26 protein-coding genes and 2 tRNA genes are annotated in these 22,135 nt (G+C 63.8%); 16 read left to right on the top strand and 12 right to left on the bottom strand.

All coding sequences use genetic code 11. The features are described 5' to 3' along the window. Positions 1-117: 117 nt before the first annotated feature. The 10 genes from pyc (at position 118) to hisH (ending at position 9,448) form a co-directional block, all read left to right on the top strand. Complete coding sequence (pyc, locus tag C2I35_RS07895; RefSeq protein ID WP_103762447.1) at positions 118-3,561, top strand: pyruvate carboxylase; 3,444 nt, start codon at positions 118-120, stop codon at positions 3,559-3,561. Positions 3,562-3,674: 113 nt separating this feature from the next. Beyond that, on the top strand, positions 3,675-4,493 hold the full coding sequence (locus C2I35_RS07890; protein WP_103762527.1) for a phosphodiesterase: 819 nt from the start codon (positions 3,675-3,677) through the stop codon (positions 4,491-4,493). A 127-nt stretch (positions 4,494-4,620) separates the two neighbouring features. Beyond that, on the top strand, positions 4,621-4,914 hold the full coding sequence (locus tag C2I35_RS07885; RefSeq protein WP_103762446.1) for a ribbon-helix-helix domain-containing protein: 294 nt from the start codon (positions 4,621-4,623) through the stop codon (positions 4,912-4,914). An 88-nt stretch (positions 4,915-5,002) separates the two neighbouring features. After that, positions 5,003-5,398 (top strand): VOC family protein, encoded by a 396-nt coding sequence (locus tag C2I35_RS07880; RefSeq protein WP_103762445.1) that lies wholly within the window; start codon positions 5,003-5,005, stop codon positions 5,396-5,398. Between the two features lie 91 nt (positions 5,399-5,489). Beyond that, positions 5,490-6,020, top strand: coding sequence for a gluconate 2-dehydrogenase subunit 3 family protein (locus C2I35_RS07875; protein ID WP_103762444.1), 531 nt, complete (start codon positions 5,490-5,492; stop codon positions 6,018-6,020). Between the two features lie 15 nt (positions 6,021-6,035). Beyond that, complete coding sequence (locus C2I35_RS07870; protein ID WP_103762443.1) at positions 6,036-7,607, top strand: GMC family oxidoreductase; 1,572 nt, start codon at positions 6,036-6,038, stop codon at positions 7,605-7,607. A gap of 167 nt (positions 7,608-7,774) precedes the next feature. After that, entirely contained in the window at positions 7,775-7,909 is a 135-nt protein-coding gene (locus C2I35_RS22600) for a hypothetical protein (protein ID WP_274592391.1), read from the top strand. Between the two features lie 88 nt (positions 7,910-7,997). Further along, a tRNA-Gly gene (locus C2I35_RS07865) sits at positions 7,998-8,072 on the top strand. Positions 8,073-8,217: 145 nt separating this feature from the next. After that, a complete protein-coding gene (hisB, locus tag C2I35_RS07860; protein ID WP_103762442.1) occupies positions 8,218-8,805 on the top strand; it encodes an imidazoleglycerol-phosphate dehydratase HisB in 588 nt (195 codons plus the stop codon). A 4-nt stretch (positions 8,806-8,809) separates the two neighbouring features. Beyond that, positions 8,810-9,448, top strand: a complete 639-nt coding sequence (gene hisH / locus C2I35_RS07855) for an imidazole glycerol phosphate synthase subunit HisH (protein ID WP_103762441.1) — start codon at positions 8,810-8,812, stop codon at positions 9,446-9,448. Between the two features lie 3 nt (positions 9,449-9,451). Here hisH and C2I35_RS07850 read toward each other — a convergent pair whose 3' ends face one another. Both C2I35_RS07850 and C2I35_RS07845 read right to left on the bottom strand, forming a co-directional pair. Then, positions 9,452-9,811, bottom strand: coding sequence for a DUF2147 domain-containing protein (locus C2I35_RS07850; protein ID WP_170067154.1), 360 nt, complete (start codon positions 9,809-9,811; stop codon positions 9,452-9,454). A gap of 124 nt (positions 9,812-9,935) precedes the next feature. Then, on the bottom strand, positions 9,936-10,328 hold the full coding sequence (locus C2I35_RS07845) for a DUF2147 domain-containing protein (protein ID WP_103762526.1): 393 nt from the start codon (positions 10,326-10,328) through the stop codon (positions 9,936-9,938). Positions 10,329-10,466: 138 nt separating this feature from the next. Here C2I35_RS07845 and hisA point away from each other — a divergent pair, with 138 nt between their 5' ends. After that, a complete protein-coding gene (gene hisA, locus C2I35_RS07840; protein WP_103762439.1) occupies positions 10,467-11,189 on the top strand; it encodes a 1-(5-phosphoribosyl)-5-[(5-phosphoribosylamino)methylideneamino]imidazole-4-carboxamide isomerase in 723 nt (240 codons plus the stop codon). A gap of 34 nt (positions 11,190-11,223) precedes the next feature. On the opposite strand, the gene C2I35_RS07835 is transcribed toward hisA, so the two are convergent. Beyond that, entirely contained in the window at positions 11,224-11,676 is a 453-nt protein-coding gene (locus tag C2I35_RS07835; protein ID WP_103762438.1) for a DUF302 domain-containing protein, read from the bottom strand. Positions 11,677-11,840: 164 nt separating this feature from the next. Beyond that, positions 11,841-12,533 (bottom strand): hypothetical protein, encoded by a 693-nt coding sequence (locus C2I35_RS07830; RefSeq protein WP_103762437.1) that lies wholly within the window; start codon positions 12,531-12,533, stop codon positions 11,841-11,843. A gap of 171 nt (positions 12,534-12,704) precedes the next feature. On the opposite strand from C2I35_RS07830, the gene hisF reads away from it, so the two are divergent. The 3 genes from hisF to C2I35_RS07815 are packed head-to-tail and all read left to right on the top strand — an operon-like array spanning position 12,705 to position 14,064. Next, on the top strand, positions 12,705-13,469 hold the full coding sequence (gene hisF / locus C2I35_RS07825; RefSeq protein ID WP_103762436.1) for an imidazole glycerol phosphate synthase subunit HisF: 765 nt from the start codon (positions 12,705-12,707) through the stop codon (positions 13,467-13,469). Further along, on the top strand, positions 13,466-13,777 hold the full coding sequence (locus C2I35_RS07820) for a phosphoribosyl-ATP diphosphatase (RefSeq protein WP_103762435.1): 312 nt from the start codon (positions 13,466-13,468) through the stop codon (positions 13,775-13,777). Before hisF ends, C2I35_RS07820 begins: the two co-directional genes overlap by 4 nt. After that, positions 13,774-14,064, top strand: coding sequence for a Dabb family protein (locus C2I35_RS07815; protein WP_103762434.1), 291 nt, complete (start codon positions 13,774-13,776; stop codon positions 14,062-14,064). The genes C2I35_RS07820 and C2I35_RS07815 overlap by 4 nt, the downstream gene beginning before the upstream one ends. Before the next feature lie 22 nt (positions 14,065-14,086). On the opposite strand, the gene C2I35_RS07810 is transcribed toward C2I35_RS07815, so the two are convergent. The 3 genes from C2I35_RS07810 to rlmB form a co-directional block, all read right to left on the bottom strand. Next, positions 14,087-14,560, bottom strand: coding sequence for a CoA-binding protein (locus C2I35_RS07810; RefSeq protein ID WP_103762433.1), 474 nt, complete (start codon positions 14,558-14,560; stop codon positions 14,087-14,089). Between the two features lie 194 nt (positions 14,561-14,754). Beyond that, entirely contained in the window at positions 14,755-15,105 is a 351-nt protein-coding gene (locus C2I35_RS07805; protein ID WP_103762432.1) for a hypothetical protein, read from the bottom strand. Between the two features lie 27 nt (positions 15,106-15,132). Further along, entirely contained in the window at positions 15,133-15,915 is a 783-nt protein-coding gene (gene rlmB / locus C2I35_RS07800) for a 23S rRNA (guanosine(2251)-2'-O)-methyltransferase RlmB (protein WP_103762431.1), read from the bottom strand. 107 nt (positions 15,916-16,022) lie between these two features. On the opposite strand from rlmB, the gene C2I35_RS22115 reads away from it, so the two are divergent. Together C2I35_RS22115 and C2I35_RS07795 are read left to right on the top strand one after the other, a co-directional pair. Continuing rightward, positions 16,023-16,106: transfer RNA gene (locus C2I35_RS22115), tRNA-Tyr, on the top strand. Positions 16,107-16,379: 273 nt separating this feature from the next. Further along, positions 16,380-17,240: a hypothetical protein gene (locus C2I35_RS07795; RefSeq protein ID WP_103762430.1), complete on the top strand. Its 861-nt coding sequence runs from the start codon at positions 16,380-16,382 to the stop codon at positions 17,238-17,240. Positions 17,241-17,258: 18 nt separating this feature from the next. Here the strand turns inward: C2I35_RS07795 and C2I35_RS07790 are convergent, their stop codons facing one another. The 5 genes from C2I35_RS07790 to C2I35_RS07770 form a co-directional block, all read right to left on the bottom strand. Continuing rightward, complete coding sequence (locus C2I35_RS07790; protein WP_103762429.1) at positions 17,259-17,921, bottom strand: DUF1523 family protein; 663 nt, start codon at positions 17,919-17,921, stop codon at positions 17,259-17,261. Positions 17,922-17,933: 12 nt separating this feature from the next. After that, entirely contained in the window at positions 17,934-18,200 is a 267-nt protein-coding gene (locus C2I35_RS07785; RefSeq protein ID WP_103762428.1) for a hypothetical protein, read from the bottom strand. A 3-nt stretch (positions 18,201-18,203) separates the two neighbouring features. Then, entirely contained in the window at positions 18,204-19,592 is a 1,389-nt protein-coding gene (locus C2I35_RS07780; protein ID WP_103762427.1) for a DUF6638 family protein, read from the bottom strand. Positions 19,593-19,749: 157 nt separating this feature from the next. Then, entirely contained in the window at positions 19,750-20,118 is a 369-nt protein-coding gene (locus C2I35_RS07775; protein WP_146049987.1) for a hypothetical protein, read from the bottom strand. Between the two features lie 18 nt (positions 20,119-20,136). Next, entirely contained in the window at positions 20,137-22,080 is a 1,944-nt protein-coding gene (locus tag C2I35_RS07770) for an AAA family ATPase (protein ID WP_103762525.1), read from the bottom strand. Positions 22,081-22,135: the final 55 nt, after the last annotated feature.

Here is a 22,135-nt window from a genome sequence, read left to right as displayed (position 1 = left end):
ACCTACTGTGGCGGATTGCGCTATCCTCTTGCAAAACCTAAAAACAGGCGCGACGCTGCACTGCGGCGCAAACAATGCTGCGCGACCGCAGCGAACGACACGACGGGAGGACAGGCCATGGCCGAGTTCAAGAAAATACTGATTGCCAACCGGGGCGAGATCGCCATCCGCATCATGCGCGCCGCCAACGAGATGGGCAAACGCACCGTCGCTGTCTATGCCGAGGAAGACAAGCTGGGCCTGCACCGCTTCAAGGCCGACGAGGCCTATCGCATCGGCGAGGGGCTGGGGCCGGTTCAAGCCTATCTCAGCATCGACGAAATCATCCGCGTCGCCAAGAAATCCGGCGCCGACGCGATCCACCCGGGCTATGGCCTTCTGTCCGAGAACCCTGCGCTGGTTGATGCGTGCGAGGCGAACGGCATCACCTTCATCGGCCCCAAGGCCGAAACCATGCGCGCCCTGGGCGACAAGGCCAGCGCTCGCCGCGTCGCCATCGAGGCCGGCGTGCCCGTCATCCCCGCCACCGAGGTGCTGGGCGAGGACATGGACAAGATCCGCAAGGAAGCCTCCGAGATCGGCTATCCGATGATGCTCAAAGCCTCCTGGGGCGGCGGCGGGCGCGGCATGCGCCCCATCGAATCCGAGAACGAGCTTGAGGAAAAGGTCCGCGAAGGGCGGCGCGAGGCCGAAGCCGCCTTCGGCAACGGTGAAGGCTACCTTGAGAAAATGATCATCCGCGCCCGGCACGTCGAGGTCCAGATCCTCGGCGACAAGCATGGCAACATGTACCACCTCTATGAGCGCGACTGCTCGGTCCAGCGCCGCAACCAGAAGGTCGTCGAACGCGCCCCCGCTCCTTATCTGACTGACGCGCAGCGCGAGGAAATCTGCGAGCTTGGTTACAAGATCTGCAAGCACGTGAATTACGAGTGCGCCGGCACGGTCGAGTTCCTGATGGATATGGACACCGGCGAGTTCTACTTCATCGAGGTGAACCCCCGGGTTCAAGTCGAGCACACGGTCACCGAGGAAGTGACCGGCATCGATATCGTGCAGGCCCAGATCAAGATCGCCGAGGGCAAGACGCTCGAGGAAGCCACGCGCAAGAAATCGCAGGACCAGATCACCCTCAACGGTCACGCGATCCAGACGCGGATCACCACCGAGGACCCCCAGAACAACTTCATTCCCGACTACGGCCGCATCACCGCCTTCCGTGAAGCCACCGGCATGGGCATCCGTCTCGACGGCGGCACGGCCTATTCCGGCGGGGTCATCACGCGGTACTACGACAGCCTACTGGTCAAGATCACCGCCCATGCGCAAACACCCGAAGGCGCCATCGCCCGGATGGACCGTGCCCTGCGCGAGTTCCGCATCCGGGGTGTCAGCACCAACATCGCCTTCGTCGAGAACCTGCTGAAACACCCCACGTTCCTCAGCAACGAATACACGACGAAGTTCATCGACACGACGCCCGAGCTGTTCGATTTCGCCGCCCGCCGCGACCGCGGCACCAAGGTGCTGACCTACATCGCCGACATCACGGTAAACGGCCACCCCGAGGTGCAGGGCCGCGTGAAACCGCGCGAGGATCTCGCCCTGCCCCGCGCGCCGAAGCCGAAGAACGAGACGATCCAGGATGGCGCCAAGCAGATCCTCGACCGCGACGGCCCTCAGGCGGTGGCCGACTGGATGGCAGCCCAGAAACAGGTGTTGATGACCGACACCACCATGCGCGACAGCCACCAATCCCTGCTGGCGACGCGGATGCGGTCGATCGACATGATCGGCATCGCCGAGAACTACGCCCATGACCTGCCACAACTTTTCTCGGTCGAATGCTGGGGCGGCGCGACCTTCGACGTGGCCTACCGCTTCCTCGACGAATGCCCGTGGCAGCGCCTGCGCGACCTGCGCGAACGCATGCCCAACCTTCTGACCCAGATGCTGCTGCGCGGCTCCAACGGGGTGGGCTATACCAACTACCCCGACAACGTGGTGCAGGCCTTCGTCAAACAGGCCGCCGACAGTGGCGTCGACATCTTCCGCGTCTTCGACCCGCTGAACTGGACCGAGAACATGCGGGTGTCGATGGATGCGGTGCGCGACGCCGACAAGGTTCTGGAAGCGGCAATCTGCTACACGGGCGATATCCTCGATCCGAACCGCGCCAAGTACGACCTCAAGTACTACCTCAACATGGCCAAGGAGTTGAAAGAGGCCGGCACCCACATCCTGTGCATCAAGGACATGGGCGGCCTTCTGAAACCGGCCTCCGCCACTGTGCTCTTCAAGGCCCTGAAGGAAGAGATCGGCCTGCCCATCCACTTCCACACCCACGACACCGCCGGCGTGGCCTCGGCCACCATCCTCGCCGCCGCGGATGCGGGCGTCGATGCCGTAGACTGCGCCATCGATGCTCTGTCCGGCAACACATCACAGGCCACCATGGGGTCCGTTGTCGAGGCTCTGCGCCACACCGACCGCGACACCGGGCTCGATATTGACGCGATCCGAAAGATCTCGATCTACTGGGAAAACGTGCGCGAGCATTACGCCGCCTTCGAGAGCGCCATGCAGTCGCCCACCTCCGAGGTCTACCTGCACGAAATGCCCGGCGGCCAATTCACCAACCTGCGCGCCCAGGCCAGGTCTCTGGGGCTCGAGGCCAAGTGGCCCGAGATTGCCCGCACCTATGCCGACGTGAACCAGATGTTCGGCGACGTGATCAAGGTGACCCCCATCGCCAAGACCGTCGGCGACTTGGCCCTGATGATGGTCAGCCAGGGCCTGACCTGCGAAGACGTGCTCGACCCCAAGACCGAGGTCAGCTTTCCCGAAAGCGTGGTCACGCTGATGAAAGGCTACGTGGGCCAGGCCCCCGGTGGTTTCCCCGACGACATCGTGCGCAAGGTGCTGAAGGACGAAAAACCCATCACCGTCCGCCCCGGCACCCTGCTGGAGCCCGAGGACCTCGAGGCGCGGCACAAGGAACTGCAGGACAAGTTCGAGGACGAGGAGATCGACAACGAGGACCTGATGGGCGCGATGATGTATCCCAAGGTCTTTGATGCCTACATGGAGCGCCACCAAGTCTACGGTCCCGTCCGCACCCTGCCCACCCGGACCTTCTTCTATGGCATGGAACCGGCCGAGGAAATCTCGGCCGAGATCGACCCCGGCAAGACCTTGGAAATCCGTCTGGTGGCCGTGGGCGAAACCCACGAGGACGGCGAGGCGCGGGTGTTCTTCGAACTGAATGGCCAGCCCCGGACGATCCGCGTGCCGGACCGCCGCGTCAAGGAAACCGTGCAGGCCCGGCCCAAGGCCGAGGCCGGAAATGCCGACCATATCGGCGCTCCGATGCCGGGCGCCGTGGCCACCGTGGCGGTCAGCGCGGGCCAGCAGGTCAAGACCGGCGACCTGCTCTTGACCATCGAGGCGATGAAGATGGAAACCGGCCTGCACGCCGAACGCGACGCGACCGTGAAGGCCGTGCATGTCCAGCCCGGCGCCCAGATCGACGCCAAGGACCTGCTGGTCGAACTGGAATGATCAACAAGGGGCGGGTCGCGCAGCGCGCCGCGACCCGCCCTGCCCCGCCCAACAGCCCTCTTTCCAAACTCCGCGAATCCGACAAAGCTGCGCCGATCCGAACCGGGGCTGTCATGCAGAAAATACTCGTCTTCACCGACATCCACTTTCTTCCCGAGGGCGAGACGATCATCGGCATCGACCCCGCCGAGCGCTTCGCCCAAGGGCTTGCCCATGCGCAGCAAAATCATCCCGACGCCGCCCGAATCGTCATCACCGGCGACCTCACGCATCACGGCACCGCGCCCGAATACGAACGCCTTCACGCCGAGCTGTCCAAGGCCCGCATCCCGGTCTCTCTGATGCTGGGCAACCATGACCGACGCGGCCCCTTTCGCGCGATCTTTCCCGACACGCCGCAAACGCCTGATGGCTTCGTGCAGGACGTGATCGACCTCGACGACACCCGCCTTATCCTGCTCGACACCCTCAACGAAGACGCCGACGACACCCATAGCGGGCTTTTGTGCGACACGCGGCTTGACTGGATGGAGACCGCCATCGCCGGGGCCGGACGCCGCCGGGTCATACTCTTCATGCACCACCCGCCCATCCTGACCGGGTTCGGCGGGATGGATTGGATCGGGCTGAAATCACGCCGACAGCTGGCCGCGCGGCTGGAAGGCCACGACACGGTGCACCAGATCGTCGCAGGCCATATCCACCGCACCATCCAAGGCGGTTTCGCCACCGGCGCGGGCAACCGCATCCCCACCGCGATCTTCAAGAGCCCCTGCCACCAGATGCCCATGGCACTCGGCTTCCAGGATCCCAGCCTGTCGATCGACGAGCCGGGTGCATACGGCCTTCTGCTGCTCACACCGGAGGGTATCGTCGTCCATACCGAGGACTTCACCCTCCCGCCCGCAGCAGGGGTCTGTTACGACCACTAGCCGCCAGTCAGCTTGTCCCGGTGTGCCTTTCGTTGCGTGCGGGACCAAAGTGCCCCTTCCCGTACCCGAAGGAATAGGCAATCATGGAGTTCCTGAATTGGCATGATGACATTAGGGAGGACGTGACATGTGCCGCATGTTTGCCGGGCAGGACCCGGAAAGATACGAACTCGAGACCCGACGTATGCGCCTCAACGGCCAAAGCACCAGCATCCGGCTGGAAAAATCCTTCTGGCGGATTCTCGACGACATCGCCGCGAACGAGGACATTTCCACCCCGGCCTTCGTGTCGAAACTGCATGGCGAAGTGCTGGAACTGCATGGCGAGCCCAAGAATTTCACCTCGCTTTTGCGCTGCACCTGCCTTGTCTGGCAGGACAATCAGGCGACCCAGCCTGAAACCCGCATCGCCGCAGAGTAACCTAAAGCGCCTGTAGTAACGGTTTACTACCCCCACCCACCGGGCGCTTGGTACACTTCTTCGACCATTCACAAAGTCGGAGAAGCCCATGGCAAAAGCCATTCACAGCATGATCCGCGTCCTCGACGAGGCGCGGTCGGTTGAGTTCTACAAGACAGCCTTCGGGCTGGAGATCGCGGACCGCCTGGATTTCGAGAAGTTCACGCTGGTCTATCTCAGCAATTCCGAATCCGAATTCGAGCTTGAACTGACGGTCAACAAGGGGCGGGAGGAGCCCTACGATCTTGGCGATGGCTACGGCCATTTCGCCGTGTCCGTCGACGATCTGGAAGCCGAGCACGCCCGCTTCACCCAGGCCGGGCTGGAGCCGCGCAAGATCGTGGAATTCGCCCCCGACGGCGAACTTGTCGGCAAGTTCTTCTTCGTCGCAGACCCCGACGGCTACGAAATCGAGGTGCTGCAACGCGCCGGGCGCTTCAAGTAACGCCCGCGACAACCGGCTTCGGGCATGGCGTGTCCCGGGGCCGGGTCAAACACCAATCACGAAAACTCACGCCGCATCTAGGGAGGACAAGATGTTGAGTACCCAGACAAGACAACTCCGCCGGCTGACCCGGCGCGACCTGCTGAAAGGCACGACCGCCTTCGGCGCCTTCGTGCTCGGCTCCAGCTACGTGGCAGGCGCGGGTGGCGCCTGGGCCACCGAAATGGACGCGCTGAAGCCCGAAACCTTTGCGACGCTCGTGCAGATGGCGCGCGATATCTACCCGCACGACCGCATCGCCGACGAATACTACGTGGCCGCCGTCAAGGGCTACGACAAGCCCGAGGAAGTCGACGCCATCACCGCGGGCATCGACGCGCTGAACGATGCCGCGCGCAATATGCACGAGCTCGAGTACGCCGATATTGGCTGGGAACGCGACCGCGTCGACGTGCTGCGCTCGATGGAGGACGACCCTTTCTTCCAACGCATCCGGGGCGGTCTGGTGACCGGGCTTTATAACCAGAAAGCGGTCTGGCCGGTCTTCGGCTACGAGGGCGAAAGCTTCTCCAAGGGCGGTTATATCAACCGCGGCTTCGACGACATCGCCTGGATCGGCTGAGGGAGGATTCAATCAATGACTGCACCATTTGAACTTACCGACGACAGCGTCGTCGTCGTCATCGGCACCGGCGCGGGCGGAGGGGTCCTGGCCAACGAACTCGCGCAGAAGGGTGTGAGTGTCGTCGCTCTCGAGGCTGGCGGCCGGTATCTGCCAGAAGACTATGTCAACGACGAGTGGGAAAGCTTCGGCCAACTGGCCTGGCTCGACCCGCGCACCACGTCGGGCGACTGGCGCGTGGCCAAGGATTTCTCCGGCCTGCCCGCCTGGATCGTCAAGGCCGTGGGCGGCACAACCACCCACTGGGCCGGCGCCTCGATCCGTTTCCAGGATCACGAATGGAAGGCGCTCACGAACTACGGCGAAGTCGAGGGGGCATCGCTGCTCGACTGGCCCATCGACCCGCGCGAGATGGACGACTACTACGACAAGGCCGAGAAGAAGCTGAACGTCACGCGCACCAATGGAAATCCCGGCCTGCCCGGCAACAACAACTACAAGGTGTTCGAGGCCGGCGCGAAAAAGCTTGGCTACACCGAGGTCCATACCGGCCGCATGGCGATCAACAGCCGCGACGACCAGGACCGCCTGATGTGCCAACAGACCGGCTTCTGCTTTCAGGGGTGCAAATGGGGCGCCAAGTGGTCCTCGGCCTATACCGACATCCCCGAGGGCGAGGCCACCGGCAATCTCGAAGTGCGCGAAAAGGCCCACGTGGCCCGCATCCTGCACAACGAGGCGGGCAAGGTCACCGGCGTCGAGTATTTCGACGAGAACGGCGATCTGCAGATGCAGAAGGCGCGCGTCGTCTGCGTCGCGGGCAACTCGTTCGAATCGCCCCGGATGCTGCTCAATTCGGCCTCCAACATGTTCCCGAACGGTCTTGCCAACAGCTCCGATCAGGTGGGGCGAAACTACATGCGGCACATGACGGGCTCGGTCTACGCCGTGTTCGACAAGCCGGTGAAGATGTGGCGGGGCACGACCATGGCGGGCATCATTCAGGACGAGTCGAAACACGACCCGAGCCGCGGCTTCGTTGGCGGGTACGAACTGGAAACCCTGTCGCTCGGCCTGCCCTTCATGGCGGCTTTCCTCGATCCGGGGGCATGGGGGCGTGAATTCACCACGGCACTCGACGAGTACGAGAACATGGCCGGCATGTGGATCGTGGGCGAGGACATGCCCCAGTCCACGAACCGTGTGACGCTCAACTCCGAGGTGAAGGACCAGTTCGGCCTGCCCGTGGCGAACGTGCATTTCGATGATCACCCAAACGACATCGCCATGCGCAACCATGCATACGACCGCGGGACGGCGATCTATGACGCGGTGGGCGCCACGCGCACGTTCCCGACACCGCCCTACCCCAGCACGCACAACCTCGGCACCAACCGCATGTCGGAAAACCCCGAGGACGGCGTCTGCAACAAGTGGGGCCAGACCCACGACATCGCTAACCTGTTCATCTCCGACGGCTCGCAATTCACCACCGGGGCGGCGGAAAACCCCACCCTGACCATCGTCGCCCTGGCCATCCGCCAAGCCGACCACATCGCCGGCGAGTTGTCCGCCGGCAATATCTGACCCGCATCTCCCCGGGTCAGGTATCCGGGCGGGCCCAGCGCTCGCCCGGGTGCGTGTTTCCGCCCAAAGGCGGGCCTCGGACGGTTTTTCTTGCCGCACCCTGTCATACACACTACTTTTGATTGCACTTTGCTGCCTTTGGCGCCCTCTCTTGAAGGAGATGTGACGTGACCGGACTGCACGATCAGGACCAAGATGTCCCTTCGCCGCCCACCAAGCGGCGCCGCGCCCTATTCCTCGCCTTTCTGCTGCTGGCCTCGACGCTGATCTATGTCGAGTTGATCCTGCGCTACAGCGCCTGACCGGACGCGGGGCAAAAAAATTTGCAGCCACTGCGATTTTCCCTTGCAGGGCCGCGCCAGACTTTATATCTCCGCCTCACCCAAGGACGCGGGCGTAGCTCAGGGGTAGAGCATTACCTTGCCAAGGTAAGGGTCGTGAGTTCGAATCTCATCGCCCGCTCCAATTTCTCTCCAAGTTGATCGATTGGGCCGGTAGAACACCGGTCCAAGTGCCAATCGGCACCACGTTTTCCCCACCCCACTTCGCCCCCTTGGCGCGCCTGCCAACCCCGCCTATAACGGCGCGGCAAACACTCAGGGACGCACCCATGCGCAGCGCCAGCATCACCCGCAAGACCGCGGAAACCGATATCTCCGTCAAGATCGACCTCGACGGCACCGGCACCTATGACAACCAGACCGGGGTGGGCTTCTTCGACCACATGCTGGACCAGTTGGCCCGCCACGCGCTGATCGACATGGAAATCCGCTGCAAGGGCGATCTGCATATCGACGACCATCACACGGTCGAGGATGTGGGAATCGCGCTCGGTCAGGCGCTGACGCAAGCCGTGGGCGACAAGAAGGGCATCCGCCGTTACGGTGCCTGCCTGCTGCCGATGGACGACGCTCTGGTGCGCGCCGCGCTGGACATTTCCGGCCGGCCCTACCTCGTGTGGAACGTCGCCATGCCCACCGCCCAGATCAAGACATTCGACACCGAGCTGGTCCGAGAGTTCTTCCAGGCCTTCAGCACCCATGGCGGGCTGACTCTGCACGTGGACGCGCTGCACGGGATCAACAGCCATCACGTAGCGGAGGCCGCGTTCAAGTCCGTCGCCCGCGCCCTGCGCGACGCGCTGGAAATCGACCCGCGCAAGGCCGATGCCATCCCCTCGACCAAGGGCACGCTCTGACCCCATGACAACCGTTATCGTAGATTACGAGTCCGGCAACCTGCACTCGGCCGAAAAAGCGTTTCAGCGCATGGCGGCCGAGGTGGGCGCGGACAAGGTCGTGGTCACGTCCGACCCCGACACGGTGCGCCGTGCCAGCCGTATCGTCCTGCCCGGCGACGGCGCCTTTCCTGCCTGCCGGAAAGAACTTTACGACCATCGCGGCCTCTTCGAGGCGATGCGGGAGGCCGTCGTGACCAAAGGCCGCCCGTTCATGGGAATTTGCATCGGGATGCAGATGTTGGCCACGCGAGGGCTGGAATATACCGAGACAGACGGCTTTGACTGGATTGCCGGAACGGTCGGTCCGATCGCGCCCGCGGACCCGTCGATGAAGGTACCGCATATGGGCTGGAACGACCTTGTGATCGACTTTCCCCATCCCGTGCTGGACGGCGTCAGCACCGGCGACCACGCCTATTTCGTCCACTCCTACCATTTCGAGGTTTCGGACCTCGACCAGCGCATCGCCCATGTGGATTATGGCGGGCCGGTGACGGCTGTGGTCGGCCGCGACAATCTCGTCGGCACCCAGTTCCACCCGGAGAAAAGCCAGGCCACCGGTCTGCGCATCATCCGCAATTTCCTGACCTGGGCGCCCTGAGGCTTACTGGATCCGTGTCCAGTTCTGCGACATGCAGATCGGGCCCATGCAGCCTCGCACGGTCATCCGGTCGCCCTGAAGTCTCATGCCGGCCGGGTATTCGCGCTGATGTGCCGGGATCCAGGCGCGGCCTTCATACTTGCCGTTGCCGGTGGGCGTGGCATTGCGGATCACCGTATGACCCAGGCTCGCGGCCTTGATCTCTTGCCCTTGCGAATTGAAGGTGCGGGTGATCTCGCCACAAACGGCGTTGCCGCAGTCGTAGACATTCACATGGGCAATGATGCCCTTCTTGTCGGGCTCGGTTTGCCACGTGCCCATCGCCGGATCAGCCAATACCGCGCCCGTGGTTCCAATCAACATTGCAAAAGACATAACCATACGCATTGGCCGGGCCTCCTTCCTACCTGATTTCAAAATAATACAGGTAAGACGTGTGCCCCGGCCAAATCGTTCAATCACGTTCGCCTTATCGGCAGGAAAAGGCTTATTTCACCTTTGTCCACGTTCCGCCGTCGCGGCAGATGCCCAAGACACAGCCCGACACCTTCAAAGCGTTGCCGTTCATCTGAAGCCTGGAGTTATAGGTCTTGCCACGGTCCGGGCTGTAGACCTTGCCGGTGTAGCTGCCATTGCCCTTGGGAACGGTCTGCGAAATGATGTTTCGACCCACGTTTTCGCTTTGGATTTCCTGGCCCTGGCCATTATAGGCCTTCACCAGCGTGCCGCACAGTTGCGCGCCGCAGGGCTTGACGTGGATCAGCCCGGAATGACCGTTGTCGTCCTTGGCCGTGCGCCAGTAGCCTTCCAGCGGATCGGCGGCAAAGGCCGCGCCGGCGCTCATAAGGGTAGCCACGAAGGCCAGTGTCATCGTTCTCATGCGTATCTCCTCCCGCAAATGATGACGCGCAGCATGCGGCCCGAGCGCCACCACGATCAAGCCTGACGCCACGTCGCGTTGCAAACGCCGTCCCGTCATGGCACATCGCGGCAAAGCCCTTTGCCCGGATGACCACCCATGATCCTCTACCCCGCCATCGACCTCAAGGACGGCCAGGCCGTACGCCTCTTCAAGGGCGAAATGGAGAAGGCCACCGTGTTCAACGACGACCCCGCCGCACAGGCGATGGAGTTCGTCAATGCGGGCTGCGACTGGCTGCACCTCGTCGACCTCAACGGCGCCTTCGCGGGCGAGCCGGTCAACGCCGCCCCGGTCGAGGCGATACTGGAACGCACGCAGGTCCCGGCCCAGCTTGGCGGCGGTATCCGCGACATGGCGACGATAGAACGCTGGCTCAGCAAGGGGCTCGCCCGCGTTATCCTGGGCACCGTGGCGGTCGAAAACCCCGCGCTGGTACGCGAGGCGGCACAGGCGTTTCCCGGCCAGGTGGCCGTGGGCATCGACGCCCGCAATGGCCGCGTGGCGACCAAGGGCTGGGCCGAGGAAACCGATGTCATGGTCACGGACCTCGCCCGGTCATTCGAGGACGCGGGCGTCGCCGCGATCATCTACACGGACATCAACCGCGACGGTGCCATGAAGGGTCCGAATATCGAGGCGACGGCGGCATTGGCCAACGCCGTCTCGATCCCGGTCATAGCCTCGGGCGGCGTGTCGTCCCTCGACGATCTCGTCGCGCTGAAGAATTGCGGCGCGCCGCTCAACGGCGCGATCTCGGGCCGCGCGCTCTATGATGGGGCGCTGGACCTGAAAGAGGCCCTGCGCACCCTCTCCGCCTGACACGAGACCCGCACGCAAGAGCGGGGCGAGCGGGTCAGCCGCCGGCCGCCTTTTGGGTCAACTTGCCCAACGCACCAGTCATCGTCTGGATATACTCCGCGTCATCGTCGATCCCGTCGAGTTCATCGAACATCTCCTCCGGGTCCTCGTAAGCCAGCCAGACCTGCCCATTCGCGTCCTCGTACACGAGAATCTTCATCGGCAGATACAACCCCGCAAGCGGATCGTCCTGCATCGCGGGCGTGCCCAGCTTCGGATTGCCGAAGATCAGTACCTGCGACGGGGCCAGTTCCATGCCTACGCCCTCGGCGCCACTGGCATGATCCACCCGCGCAAAAACCTTGGCCCCCGCGCCTTCCACCGCCGCTTTCAGCGCGTCCATCGTGCTGGCCACGTCACCGCTGGCCTGAACCTTCATCAGGTCGTCATCGGCCAGGGCGGGGCTGGCCATGAAGGTCAACGCGGCAAGGGTCAGAAATCGTTTCATTTCGAGTATCTCCTGCAAGGGGTCTGTCCCTCCATATAGCTAAGCCGACCGCGTCGCGTGGAAACAGACATTCGCGTGATCGGCCCGATCCTGCCGAGCCTCTGTCTGAACATACGCGAACACCCGGCAAACCGCCGGGTGCTGGCTGTCTCGGAATGGCGTGTTTACTGCCAGGTCGTGTAGCCCAGCTTCAGCGTCTTCGGCGATCCGCCCGACACCGCGTTCACCCGGAACTGGCTGATCCGCCCTTCATTGGTCTTGGCGCAGATATAGGACCCGACCGGAATATCCCGCAGCGACACCCGGTTCGCGCTGAACCGCGCCCCCCGGCAGCCGTCAAAGCCCCGGTTGCGTCGGTCACCCACGCCAAGCTGCGCCCCGTTGCGCGGCGCCAGGTACAGCAGCTCCGCCGTCTCGGCCTGGAACCAGATGTCCACGCCACTGCCGCGACCCACCGCCCCACGGTCAAGGTCCGCGGTCCAGGTCTGCGGGATATCCAGCGGCCCGGTCGAGAAGGTCCGCGCGCCAGCGCCCGAGGCCGCGCCACTGTTGCACTCGAACTGTCGCCCGCTCACCCGGCAGGTCGCGCCATCCGGCGCATAGCGCTGGATCGATCCTGCCGGGCCGTAAATACACTGCAACGCGGCACGCCCCCCGATATTGGCGACCCGCGCCTCGGTCAGCGAGTTGACGATCGGCGTGTTCCACCAGCCCCCCGGAAGGGCCGTGGTCACCTCGCGCCGGATCTGGCTGTGCGGGCAGGTGATGGTCTCGGCCTGCGCCGGCGCGGCGGGCGCGGCGACGGCTGCGGTCGTGGCCAGCGACAGCATGGCGAGCGTGGATTTGAAAGACATCATGGCTTGGTCCTTTCGGAATGCTGGGGTTAAGGCGCAGCACCGCGCCGACACCTATCCGTCGCCCATCCCCCCGGCGGGGTTCAAAAATGACAGCCCGACCGCGTGGGCGCCCTAACCCCCATTGGCACCGCCCGCCGCCCGCGCTAGAAGGCAGGCGCGAAAGGACGGCCCATGCTCAAGATCCGCATCATCCCCTGCCTCGACGTGGCCGACGGCCGCGTGGTCAAGGGCGTGAACTTCGTCAACCTGCGCGATGCGGGCGACCCCGTGGATGCGGCCCGCGCCTATGATGCCGCCGGCGCCGACGAGCTGTGTTTTCTCGACATCCATGCCACCCACGAAAACCGCGGCGTGATGCTCGACGTGGTCACCCGCACCGCCGAGCAGTGCTACATCCCGCTCACCGTGGGCGGCGGCGTCCGTACCGTGGCGGATGTGCGCGCGCTGCTGCTGGCAGGGGCCGACAAGGTTTCGTTCAATTCCGCCGCCGTCTCCGACCCCGACGTGGTCCGCCTTGCGGCCGATCAGTTCGGCAGCCAATGCATCGTCGTGGCCATCGACGCCAAGACGGTCAGCCCCGGCAAATGGGAAATCTTCACCCATGGCGGGCGCAAACCCACCGGCATCGATGCGGTCGAATTCGCCAAGCTGGTCGAGGACAAGGGCGCCGGGGAAATCCTGTTGACCTCGATGGACCGCGACGGCACCCGCTCGGGCTTCAACCTGCCCCTCACCCGCGCCATAGCGGACGCGGTCTCGATCCCCGTCATCGCCTCGGGCGGCGTCGGCACCCTCGATCACCTCGTCGACGGCGTGACCAAGGGCGGCGCATCCGCCGTGCTGGCCGCCTCCATCTTCCATTTCGGCGATCACACCATCGCCGAGGCCAAGGCCCACATGGCCGCGGCCGGCATCCCCATGAGGATCGGCGCATGACCCTCGAAGACCTGGAAAAGATCGTCGCCGCCCGCGCCAGCGCCTCGCCCGAGGACAGCTGGACAGCCAAGCTCTTGTCCAAGGGCCCAGAGAAGGTGGCCGAGAAGTTCGGCGAAGAGGCCATCGAGGCGCTGATCGAGGCCGTGAAAGGCGATGCGCAAGGCCTCACCTCAGAGGCCGCCGACGTGCTCTTTCACCTGCTCGTCATGCTGTACAGCCGCGGTGTGTCAGTCGCCGATGTCATGGCCGAACTGGCCACGCGCCAGTCGCGGTCCGGTCTTGCAGAAAAGGCTTCCCGCTCCGAATGATCCGCCACATCGTCTTTTTCACCGCTCGCGATCTCAATAATCTCGGCGAAATCCGCGCCGGTCTCGAAACGCTCGGAACCATTCCCTACTCCACCCATTTCGAGGTTGGCGAAAACCTTCATGCCGACACCCTGACCGGGGCCGAGGTCGATCTTGTGGTCTACGCCGAGTTCAGGACCGAGGCCGATCTTGCCGCCTACAAGGCGCATCCCGTCTACGAGGAAGCCATCCGCCGGGTCCGACCCTTGCGCGAGATGCGCATCGCGGCCGACGTCGTCGCGGGCTGACCGGCAGGCCCGACCGGGGCGCCTACAGCTTTGACGAGATTACACCGGTATTGAAGCCGCCCATGCGCAACTCGCCGAACAGGCGCTGATATTCGATCTTGGGACAACGGTTCATCACCACGTCCACGCCACGCGCCCGCGCCTTCTCGGCGGCGTCCTCGTGCCACACGCCGATCTGCATCCAGATCGTCTGAAGATCAGGAAACCGCTCCAGAGCCTCATCCACGATGGGCGGCACATGCTCGGACCGGCGAAAGATGTCCACCATGTCCACGCCGCCCTCGATCTCGCCCAGCGACCCCAGAACGGTCGTCCCGAACGCCGTCTGGCCCGCGTGGCCGGGGTTGACCGGCACCACGTCGAACCCTTTCAGCTTCAGGTAGCGGGCGACATAGAAACTCGGGCGCACCTCTTTCATGGACACGCCAACCACCGCGATCCGCTTGGTCCGCTTCAAGATGTCCCGAAGGTCAGAATCTTTGTATGGCTCGTTCATGGCCTCACACTAGACTGCCGCTTCAAAAGAAAAAAGCGCCCGGGCAAACCCGGGCGCCAGTCGCGGAACGAGGGACAGTGAAAAGAAGCACCGGAGTTCCAGTTCGGCGCTTCCTGACATTCAGATAGGTACTGAATTCCAGATATAAAGAGGTTGTAAATTAGGTGTGAACAGTCGGTAAAAATCCGCCGTTCTCAGTCTATGATATCTTCCAGAACGTCCCAGACCTCGTCCAGAACCCGGCCGAGGATCGGCTTGCGCTTCCGCTTCCCGCGCCGCTTGGGGCGGTCCGGTCCCGCATCGCCCTTCCAGTCCGGTCGCGGCGCCACGGGGCGGCCATCGCGACGCATGTCCACTTTCTTGCCGGGTTGCGCGCCGCGTGGCGCCCCCTTGCGCTCTTGGGCATTGTCTCGCGACACCGGCATCATCTTCATGTCGTGCAGCGGTGCCCCGCAAGCGCCACAGGCCAACTCATGCCGTCCCTCGTCCAGCACCAGCACCGCCCGCGTTCCGCAGTAACAACATGTCGCAATCTTCCGGCCCATTCCGCCTCCGTCTGTTATCCCAGTCGGTTATCCTCTGGATGCATATAAGGCCACCGCCGCGGCATTTGAGACATTGAGAGATCCGAACGCCCCCGCATAGGCGATCCGCACCAATTTGTCGCAGGTCTCCCGCGTCTTCTGGCGCAGGCCCGGCCCCTCGGCCCCCAGCACCAGCGCCACGGGCCGGTCCTGCATCCCGACCAGCGCCTCCTCGACCGTCTCATCGGCCTCGCCGTCAAGACCCAGAACCAGGTATCCCATGCCTTGCAACGCGCTCATCGCGTCGGCCAGATTACGCACCCGCAGGTAGGGCTGCCGCTCCAGCGCGCCGCTGGCGGTCTTGGCCAGCGCCCCGGTCTCGGGCGCCGAATGGTGCCGCGGCGCGATCACCGCCGAGGCGCCGAACACCTCGGCCGAGCGCAGGATGGCGCCCACGTTATGCGGATCCGTCACCCGGTCCAGCAACAACACGCGCGGCGGCCGCACCCCGTCGCCAAGGCAGACATCCTCCAGCGCCCCCCAGTCCAGCGGCTTCACCTCCAGCGCCGCACCCTGGTGCACCGATTGCGGATCCAGCGGTGCGCTGAACTTGCGCGGGTCGGCCATCTCCGGCTCCATGCCAGAGGCCGCGATGGCGTCCGACAGCTTGTCGGCAGCGTTCTTCGTCACCACCAGCCGCAGCTTCTCGCGGCGCGGGTTTTCTAGCGCGTCGCGCACCGCGTGCAGCCCGAACAGCCACACGGTTTCCGCCGCCGACGCCTTCTTGGCCTGCTCCTTTTCCACGACCCACTTGGGTTTCTTCGTTGCCATCCGGGGGCCTCCTTCACAGGCGGCGGACAATGGCCCCGCACCGTCACAATCGCAAGCGATTTTCCGGTTGACGGGGCAACGGCCCGCTTCTAAACACGCGCCTCAGTGGGCGACAGGCCGCAAGGTGTGGCAGGGGACTGTAACTCCCTCGCGGAGACGCACGCTAGGTTCGATTCCTAGGTCGCCCACCACTTCCCCACCTTTGTCCAGCCGGCAGAAGCAAAGCCGCGCAGCAGGCCGCTGCGGCTGTCCGACACGCCAGATTATTCGCAGAATAATCTTTGCCCTGCCCCGCGCCGCAGCCGGTCCGATTATTCGCAGGATGATCGGCACTGGATTGCATCGGCGAAATATTGCGCGATTCCACCACATGCGCTACACTATGGTCATAAAAAAATACAAAACAGGCACCGGGCAGGTCCATGAAATACGTTATCCATCTGGGCGTCCACAGGACGGCGTCCATGCTGTTGCAGCAAAACCTTTCGGCCAATCTCGACCAGTTGCGGGCCCAGGGCGTCTTCTACGTGAACGCCGAAACCCCCAAACTTCTGCGCCGTCAAGTGCGCATGATCCGCCGCCGGCACAAGCCCGGCTCGCTCCCGAACGAGATCGGCCATTTCGAAGCCACAAACACCGCCATCACGCGGGCCGCCAACGAGGCCGGCGCCGAAACGGTTCTCATTTCCGACGAGCACCGCCTTGGTCCCTCGATGATCCAAAGCCTGATGTGGGACGAGGCCCACCCGGGCTTCTACCCGCAGGCCGCGACCAATCTGCAACACGCCCAGGCCGGCCTGCAGCTCGGGGACACGCGCCTGTTGCTCTACACTCGCAACGCCGAAAGCTACCTGCTCAGCCTCTATTCCGACGCGATCCGCCAGAACCAGGTCGCCATGCCGCTGGAACAGTTCTGCCGCAGCGTGAACTTCAACTCGATCAACTTTCCGTCGCTGGAACAAGAGCTCGCGGGGCTGCACCCGGACATTCAGGTGAAGTCGCGCCAGTTCGAGCGGATCAAGCTGGGGCCAGAGACCTACCTGCGCAGTTTCCTGCGCGATATCGGGCTCGATCCCGCGCCATTCAACCTGCATCCCGCGCCACCACAGCCACCACTTGATGCGATGCAAGTCGAGGCGCTCTTGCACATCATGTCAGGCAGCCAGTCGAAACGATCCGACATGGTCGCCCGGCTGCGCGAGAACGTGCTGCGCGGCGCGCCGAACCCACTGGCGCCGCTGGTGCTGCCTCAATGGGTTTCCGACTCGATGCGCGTCTCCGACGAAGGCCGCGCTTCCGACGCGGGGCGCACCCACGCCGCCTAAGGCCGCGGGGTCCGGCTTTCAGCCCCGGCGTTTGTCCTTGGGCCGCCAGGTATCCAGCCAGCGCCGGACCCGTCCGCGCCGGTCCTCGATGGCATTGCCCGCCGCGTCGAACCGCGCCTCGACCCCGTCCCAGACCGGATCGATCCGCCGCGCCCGGAACCGCCGCCACAGCCGCCAGACACCGTAGGCGACCAGCCCGAAGACCGCGAGTATCAGGATATTCAGCCACGGAAAGGGCTTGCCCACATCCGGCCCGGCCACCGGCCAGATGCTCACCCCGTTGGGAAAGATCGACAGGAACTCGTTGCGCCACCCGTAATGCTTCAACGCGGCCCAGCGCGGCGCTTCCGAGGTCGATTTCAGGTCGGCCGCCTCGGCCTGCAAATTGGACGTGTCGAACTTGAAATAGGGCGGCCAGCCCCAGCTTGTGTCCTCGTTGCGATAGACCATGGTGCTGCCATCCGCCCGCACCGTCTGGATGAAGAACACGTCGCGGTTGATTGCCGTGGCGTCGTTGCCGGCATCGGGACTGGCCCAGAACAGGCTATTCTCGCCGAAATCGATCCGCTTTTCATAAGTATCCGTGACGCGCACGATATCGGTCTGCGGAAGGGTATAGTGAAAGAACGCCGCCACCAGCACCCAGAACACCGCCCAGAAAAGCCATTTCAGGTACACCATCGCGCCGCCCCTTCAGTGGAAGTTCGTGAAATAGATGATCGCGGCCACGATGCTGAAGGGCACCACGTAAACACCAAGGATCAGCTTGCGCCGCAGCGAGCCGTCATAGTCTTCCAGCCCCTTCTCGATATAGGCGTCACGGTCGCCGGGCCGGCCTTCCTCTTCCCACCATTCGCGCAGCTTGGCCTTTCGCACGCTGCGCGAATAGAGCGACAGCACCACGTAAAGGATCGTGCAGACGATGAACCCGATGATCAGTAGCCGTGCCAGTGCCGCCATGTTCTATCCCTTTCCCTTCGTGCCCGCCCGGCGCGTCACTGGCCCCCAAGGGCCGACCCGCGCCACGACCGCCTCCAGGTCCGACGCCGGTTCGGGCGCTTTCGGCGGCGCGGGCTCTTCCATCGGCGCCTCGTGGCCAAAGAGTGCCGCGCGCGTGCCCAGCTTGTCCACCTGGTATTCGTTCAGCAGGACATCGACGACATAGGCCCGTTTGGTGTCCGCCCATGTCTCGTAACGGCGGTAAAACAGGCTCTTGTGGCAGATGAACAGCTGCCGCACATCCTTCGGCGCCAGTTCCGCCAGCAGCATGTTGACCAGTTCCGCGTCCTTGTGCGCCGCCGCCCGCAGCGTATAGAAATAGGCCGGGTTGTCCGAAGTGATGACCGGCCACGGCCCGCCATTCTCCGCCCAGTTCAGCAGCGCGTTCAGCGTATGGAATTCTTCGGGCAGAAGGTCCGAATGCCGCCGCGCCAGCCGGCGCATCTCGGCCCGGGTGCGGCCGGCCAGTTCCACGCCTTCCCCGGCCAGCGCGTCGACCAGCACGAAATCCATCTTCTGCCGCAGGATCGCCGCCGCGTCGATGCCGCGCGCCTTGACGATCGGCTCCACCAGGCCGTTGAGGTCAAGAAAACTGGCCACCCGATTGCGGTCGGACATGTCGAATACATAATCGATCCGGCCGCCCTCAAACGGCGTTTTGTCCTGCGCACAGATCACACCGGGCAGTTCCAAGTCTTGAAACAGGTACACCCCGCCAAAGTGACTGGTCCAGTAATTGCGCTGCTCGAAACTCATTTCCTTCAGATCAATGGGATTGCGCAGCACGTCACCGGTCTGCCCCGCAAGCTCGATCATCTCGGCAATCAGCACGTCGTCGAACCACGCGTCCTCTTCAGACATGAACCGCTCGACCTTTTCATCCAGCTTTTCGGCCTGCCGCAGCGCGCCGTTGGTGGTATCCGCCTCGATCTTGATACGCCGGATATCGAACAGCCGCGCGGGGCTCGACATGTCATAGACCGAGTTCACCAACTCGCCCGCCACCGCATCCCGCGCGGTCAGCGCGAACAGCGCCGGCTCGTTCTCCTCGATGAACTGCTTGAGGATGCCGCGCGATGTCGAAAACTGCGCATTCAGAAGCGGCGCGCGCTTCTGCTCCGTGGTCAGCAGGATGAACTGCCGGTTCACCCCCGCATGGTTGAGGTAGAGGTCATCGCCCAGCTCATGCCCAACCTCCGGCGAATAGCCCGAGATATCGACGTAGAAATCCGTCAGGCTGGTGGTCTTGCCCGTCAGATGCTTCAGCGCGCGATTATACCGCTCCACCAGCGCCGGGCTCGCCACATGCACCAGGTTGCCGAACATCAGGCCGGATCTGATCAGACGTTCCATGCACCACCTCCGTAGGGTGGGTTTCCAACCCACCATCCCCGGCCCGTCACAAACACCCCCGCGCCCCGGACCCGATCCGGGGCCTCTTCGCGGCTGCGAGTGTGAGATCCCGGTTCAAGCCCGGGACGGGTGCCTGAAATAATTGCACGCGCGTCCATCAAGCCTCTCCCCGCACGATATCGCGGTCCCGCAACCGCTCCACGCGCTGCGCCAGGCTCAGCCAGATGAAGACCAGAACCGGACCCCACACCACTACTGCCGCCAGCGAGGTCCGCAGGTACATCCACGCTACTGCGCCCTGCCCGGCAAGCGTCTGCCCACCCAGCAGGCTCCGCTTGTCGAAAAGTGCGAAAACAACCGCGCTCAGCCCCAGCATCAAACCCGCCGACGCTACGACCGACACCAGAACCCGGCCGTGCGACCGGGTTTCCCGCGGCGTGAATAGCCACGGCAACAAAGCCGCAAACCCGCCTATGATCAGCAGAGGCAGGCCCGTGTTCATCAATGTCACGCTCGTATCGTTCATGCCGTCGGGCGCGTGTTTTCACGCACCGCCCTCCTTCTCCGCCAGGTACCGCCGCTTCGCCTCCTCCGTCCGACCGAAATCGCGCACCATGGTCTCGATTGCCACCTCGTCCGACTTGTCTGCATAGCGGAACTCGGAATCCGCGTACCGATTGATCTCCTGAACAACCATCTCGACCGTGATCGGCTGGCGTAATTCCTCGATCATCCCTTTCTTTTCCTCATAGGACTTGAACAGGAACAGGTCGGGCTTCTCCATCCACTCGTCCGGCAATTCGAAATCCATCGCCCGCACCTTCACCGCGTCGGTGATGTTCTTGATCGCACGGCCCGTGAACCGCTCATCCGCCTCCTGGATACCCTTCAGGTACGTCCCCAGCTTGGCAATCGTGTCCAACTTGCCGATATCCTTCTCCACGCGCTCATAGACCCGGATCAGTCCCTTCTCATGCGGCCGCGCGTGGCTCTCGAACGACGCCGCCACCGCCTTCTTGATCTCCTGCGCGGCATAGACCTCGTGCTGGCCCAGCGGAATGTCGTGGTTCTTTCCCATCAGCAGGTAAAGGATATCGATGTAATCCTCCCGCGTCTGCGGCCCGTCCACCAGGAACCGCGCCCCCGCCCTCTGGCGCAGCGCGTCATCCACGTTCTCGGGGTAGTTCGAGAACATACCGAACGTGCAATTCCCCCGCACCACTGTATTGGCCCCGGCAAAGCTCTCCATCAGCACTGCGGTGATCTCCAGCTGCCCGGCGCTCGATTGCCGGTCGCCGCGCTTGCCCGCCAGCTGGTCGATATCGTCGATCGTCCCGAACCCGATCACGCCGGGGTCGATCACGGTGTTGATGAACGCCTTGGCATTCTGCGCCGACTTGCCCTGATAGCTGTCGATGCTCTCGGTGCTCAGGTTCTGATACCGGAACGGATAGCCTGCGTTGTCGCAATAGCCCTTGATCAGCCCCGCCATCATCTGGATCAGCGTCGTCTTGCCCGTGCCCGGCTTGCCATCCCCCATGAAGGTAAAGATGAACCCGCCCAGCTCCGCGAACGGATTCAGCCGCCGGTCGAAATCATAGGCCATCAGCATCTTGGACAGCTTCAGCGCCTGGTACTTGGCGATATGGTTGCCCACCACCTCGTGCGGCTGCTTGAAGGTCATGGTCAGCGTGCTGGACTTGCCCTTGGCCGCCGGCTCGAACCCGCGAATGGTGAAGTCATCCGCCTCCACCCGCCAGCTGGCGCCGGTGAATGCGCCCAGCCGCCCGGCATTCTGGGCGCGCAGCGCAGTCTTCTCCATCAACTGCTCTGCAAAGGCGCTGACCGTCGCCACCAGCCGCGCATCGTCTCCGGCATGGGCGGCGATATCCTGGTCCAGCTCCCACAACGCACCATGCAAAGCCAGTTGAGAATTGTCTGTCAGAACCTCCTCAACCTCGCCCACCTCGACGCTCACCTCGCTGCCAAGCGGCGCCAGCAGGAACGCCGTCGCATTGGCGAAGACATGCCCCACCGCCAGCGCCTCGGCACCCAGAAGCTCGGTGAACTCGGTCTTGCGGTCCGCGCCCAGCGACCCGGCCAGGTTCGCCCGCCGCAAATCGGCCAGCCCCGTGGCGTCGGAAAACTGCTCGCCCACTGCCAGAGCAACGGCAATCGCCCGCCGCAAGCCGTGCAGCACCGTGGCCTGCATCGGGCTGACCAGCGGGTCGTCGCCGTCGGCGGCCTCGATCCGCTCCACCAGGTGCACGCCCTCAGGCCGCGCGGTCGAGCGTGTCACCAGCCCCGGCGTCGTCGTCCGGAACCGCCGCCGCGTGCCCAACCCGGCCGATTTTTCCTCCTGCGGCGCGTCGCCCGGCTTGGCGATGCGCGGTGTGTGGTCGAACCCCGCCAGCATCGCCGCCGCTGCCGCGTAATGCTTGGCGATATCCTCTTCGCGCAATTCCATCGTGTCTGCCGTCAGGCTCATCTTCTTCTCCCGAATGGTGGGTTTGAAACCCACCCTACAAATCTGGCGTAGGGTG

Source organism: Roseovarius confluentis (assembly GCF_002917925.1).
Taxonomy (GTDB): Bacteria; Pseudomonadota; Alphaproteobacteria; order Rhodobacterales; family Rhodobacteraceae; genus Roseovarius; species Roseovarius confluentis.
The sequence above is the reverse complement of the archived record's forward strand: the minus strand, read 5'-3'. Positions and strand labels throughout refer to the sequence as shown.

Bases quoted from the DNA above. Each gene is read 5' to 3' on its own strand.
- pyc (WP_103762447.1), top strand. From the start codon at position 118: ATGGCCGAGTTCAAGAAAATACTGATTGCCAACCGGGGCGAGATCGCC.
- C2I35_RS07890 (WP_103762527.1), top strand. From the start codon at position 3,675: ATGCAGAAAATACTCGTCTTCACCGACATCCACTTTCTTCCCGAGGGC.
- C2I35_RS07885 (WP_103762446.1), top strand. From the start codon at position 4,621: ATGTGCCGCATGTTTGCCGGGCAGGACCCGGAAAGATACGAACTCGAG.
- C2I35_RS07880 (WP_103762445.1), top strand. From the start codon at position 5,003: ATGGCAAAAGCCATTCACAGCATGATCCGCGTCCTCGACGAGGCGCGG.
- C2I35_RS07875 (WP_103762444.1), top strand. From the start codon at position 5,490: ATGTTGAGTACCCAGACAAGACAACTCCGCCGGCTGACCCGGCGCGAC.
- C2I35_RS07870 (WP_103762443.1), top strand. From the start codon at position 6,036: ATGACTGCACCATTTGAACTTACCGACGACAGCGTCGTCGTCGTCATC.
- hisB (WP_103762442.1), top strand. From the start codon at position 8,218: ATGCGCAGCGCCAGCATCACCCGCAAGACCGCGGAAACCGATATCTCC.
- hisH (WP_103762441.1), top strand. From the start codon at position 8,810: ATGACAACCGTTATCGTAGATTACGAGTCCGGCAACCTGCACTCGGCC.
- C2I35_RS07850 (WP_170067154.1), bottom strand. From the start codon at position 9,811: ATGTTGATTGGAACCACGGGCGCGGTATTGGCTGATCCGGCGATGGGC.
- C2I35_RS07845 (WP_103762526.1), bottom strand. From the start codon at position 10,328: ATGAGAACGATGACACTGGCCTTCGTGGCTACCCTTATGAGCGCCGGC.
- hisA (WP_103762439.1), top strand. From the start codon at position 10,467: ATGATCCTCTACCCCGCCATCGACCTCAAGGACGGCCAGGCCGTACGC.
- C2I35_RS07835 (WP_103762438.1), bottom strand. From the start codon at position 11,676: ATGAAACGATTTCTGACCCTTGCCGCGTTGACCTTCATGGCCAGCCCC.
- C2I35_RS07830 (WP_103762437.1), bottom strand. From the start codon at position 12,533: ATGATGTCTTTCAAATCCACGCTCGCCATGCTGTCGCTGGCCACGACC.
- hisF (WP_103762436.1), top strand. From the start codon at position 12,705: ATGCTCAAGATCCGCATCATCCCCTGCCTCGACGTGGCCGACGGCCGC.
- C2I35_RS07820 (WP_103762435.1), top strand. From the start codon at position 13,466: ATGACCCTCGAAGACCTGGAAAAGATCGTCGCCGCCCGCGCCAGCGCC.
- C2I35_RS07815 (WP_103762434.1), top strand. From the start codon at position 13,774: ATGATCCGCCACATCGTCTTTTTCACCGCTCGCGATCTCAATAATCTC.
- C2I35_RS07810 (WP_103762433.1), bottom strand. From the start codon at position 14,560: ATGAACGAGCCATACAAAGATTCTGACCTTCGGGACATCTTGAAGCGG.
- C2I35_RS07805 (WP_103762432.1), bottom strand. From the start codon at position 15,105: ATGGGCCGGAAGATTGCGACATGTTGTTACTGCGGAACGCGGGCGGTG.
- rlmB (WP_103762431.1), bottom strand. From the start codon at position 15,915: ATGGCAACGAAGAAACCCAAGTGGGTCGTGGAAAAGGAGCAGGCCAAG.
- C2I35_RS07795 (WP_103762430.1), top strand. From the start codon at position 16,380: ATGCTGTTGCAGCAAAACCTTTCGGCCAATCTCGACCAGTTGCGGGCC.
- C2I35_RS07790 (WP_103762429.1), bottom strand. From the start codon at position 17,921: ATGGTGTACCTGAAATGGCTTTTCTGGGCGGTGTTCTGGGTGCTGGTG.
- C2I35_RS07785 (WP_103762428.1), bottom strand. From the start codon at position 18,200: ATGGCGGCACTGGCACGGCTACTGATCATCGGGTTCATCGTCTGCACG.
- C2I35_RS07780 (WP_103762427.1), bottom strand. From the start codon at position 19,592: ATGGAACGTCTGATCAGATCCGGCCTGATGTTCGGCAACCTGGTGCAT.
- C2I35_RS07775 (WP_146049987.1), bottom strand. From the start codon at position 20,118: ATGAACGATACGAGCGTGACATTGATGAACACGGGCCTGCCTCTGCTG.
- C2I35_RS07770 (WP_103762525.1), bottom strand. From the start codon at position 22,080: ATGAGCCTGACGGCAGACACGATGGAATTGCGCGAAGAGGATATCGCC.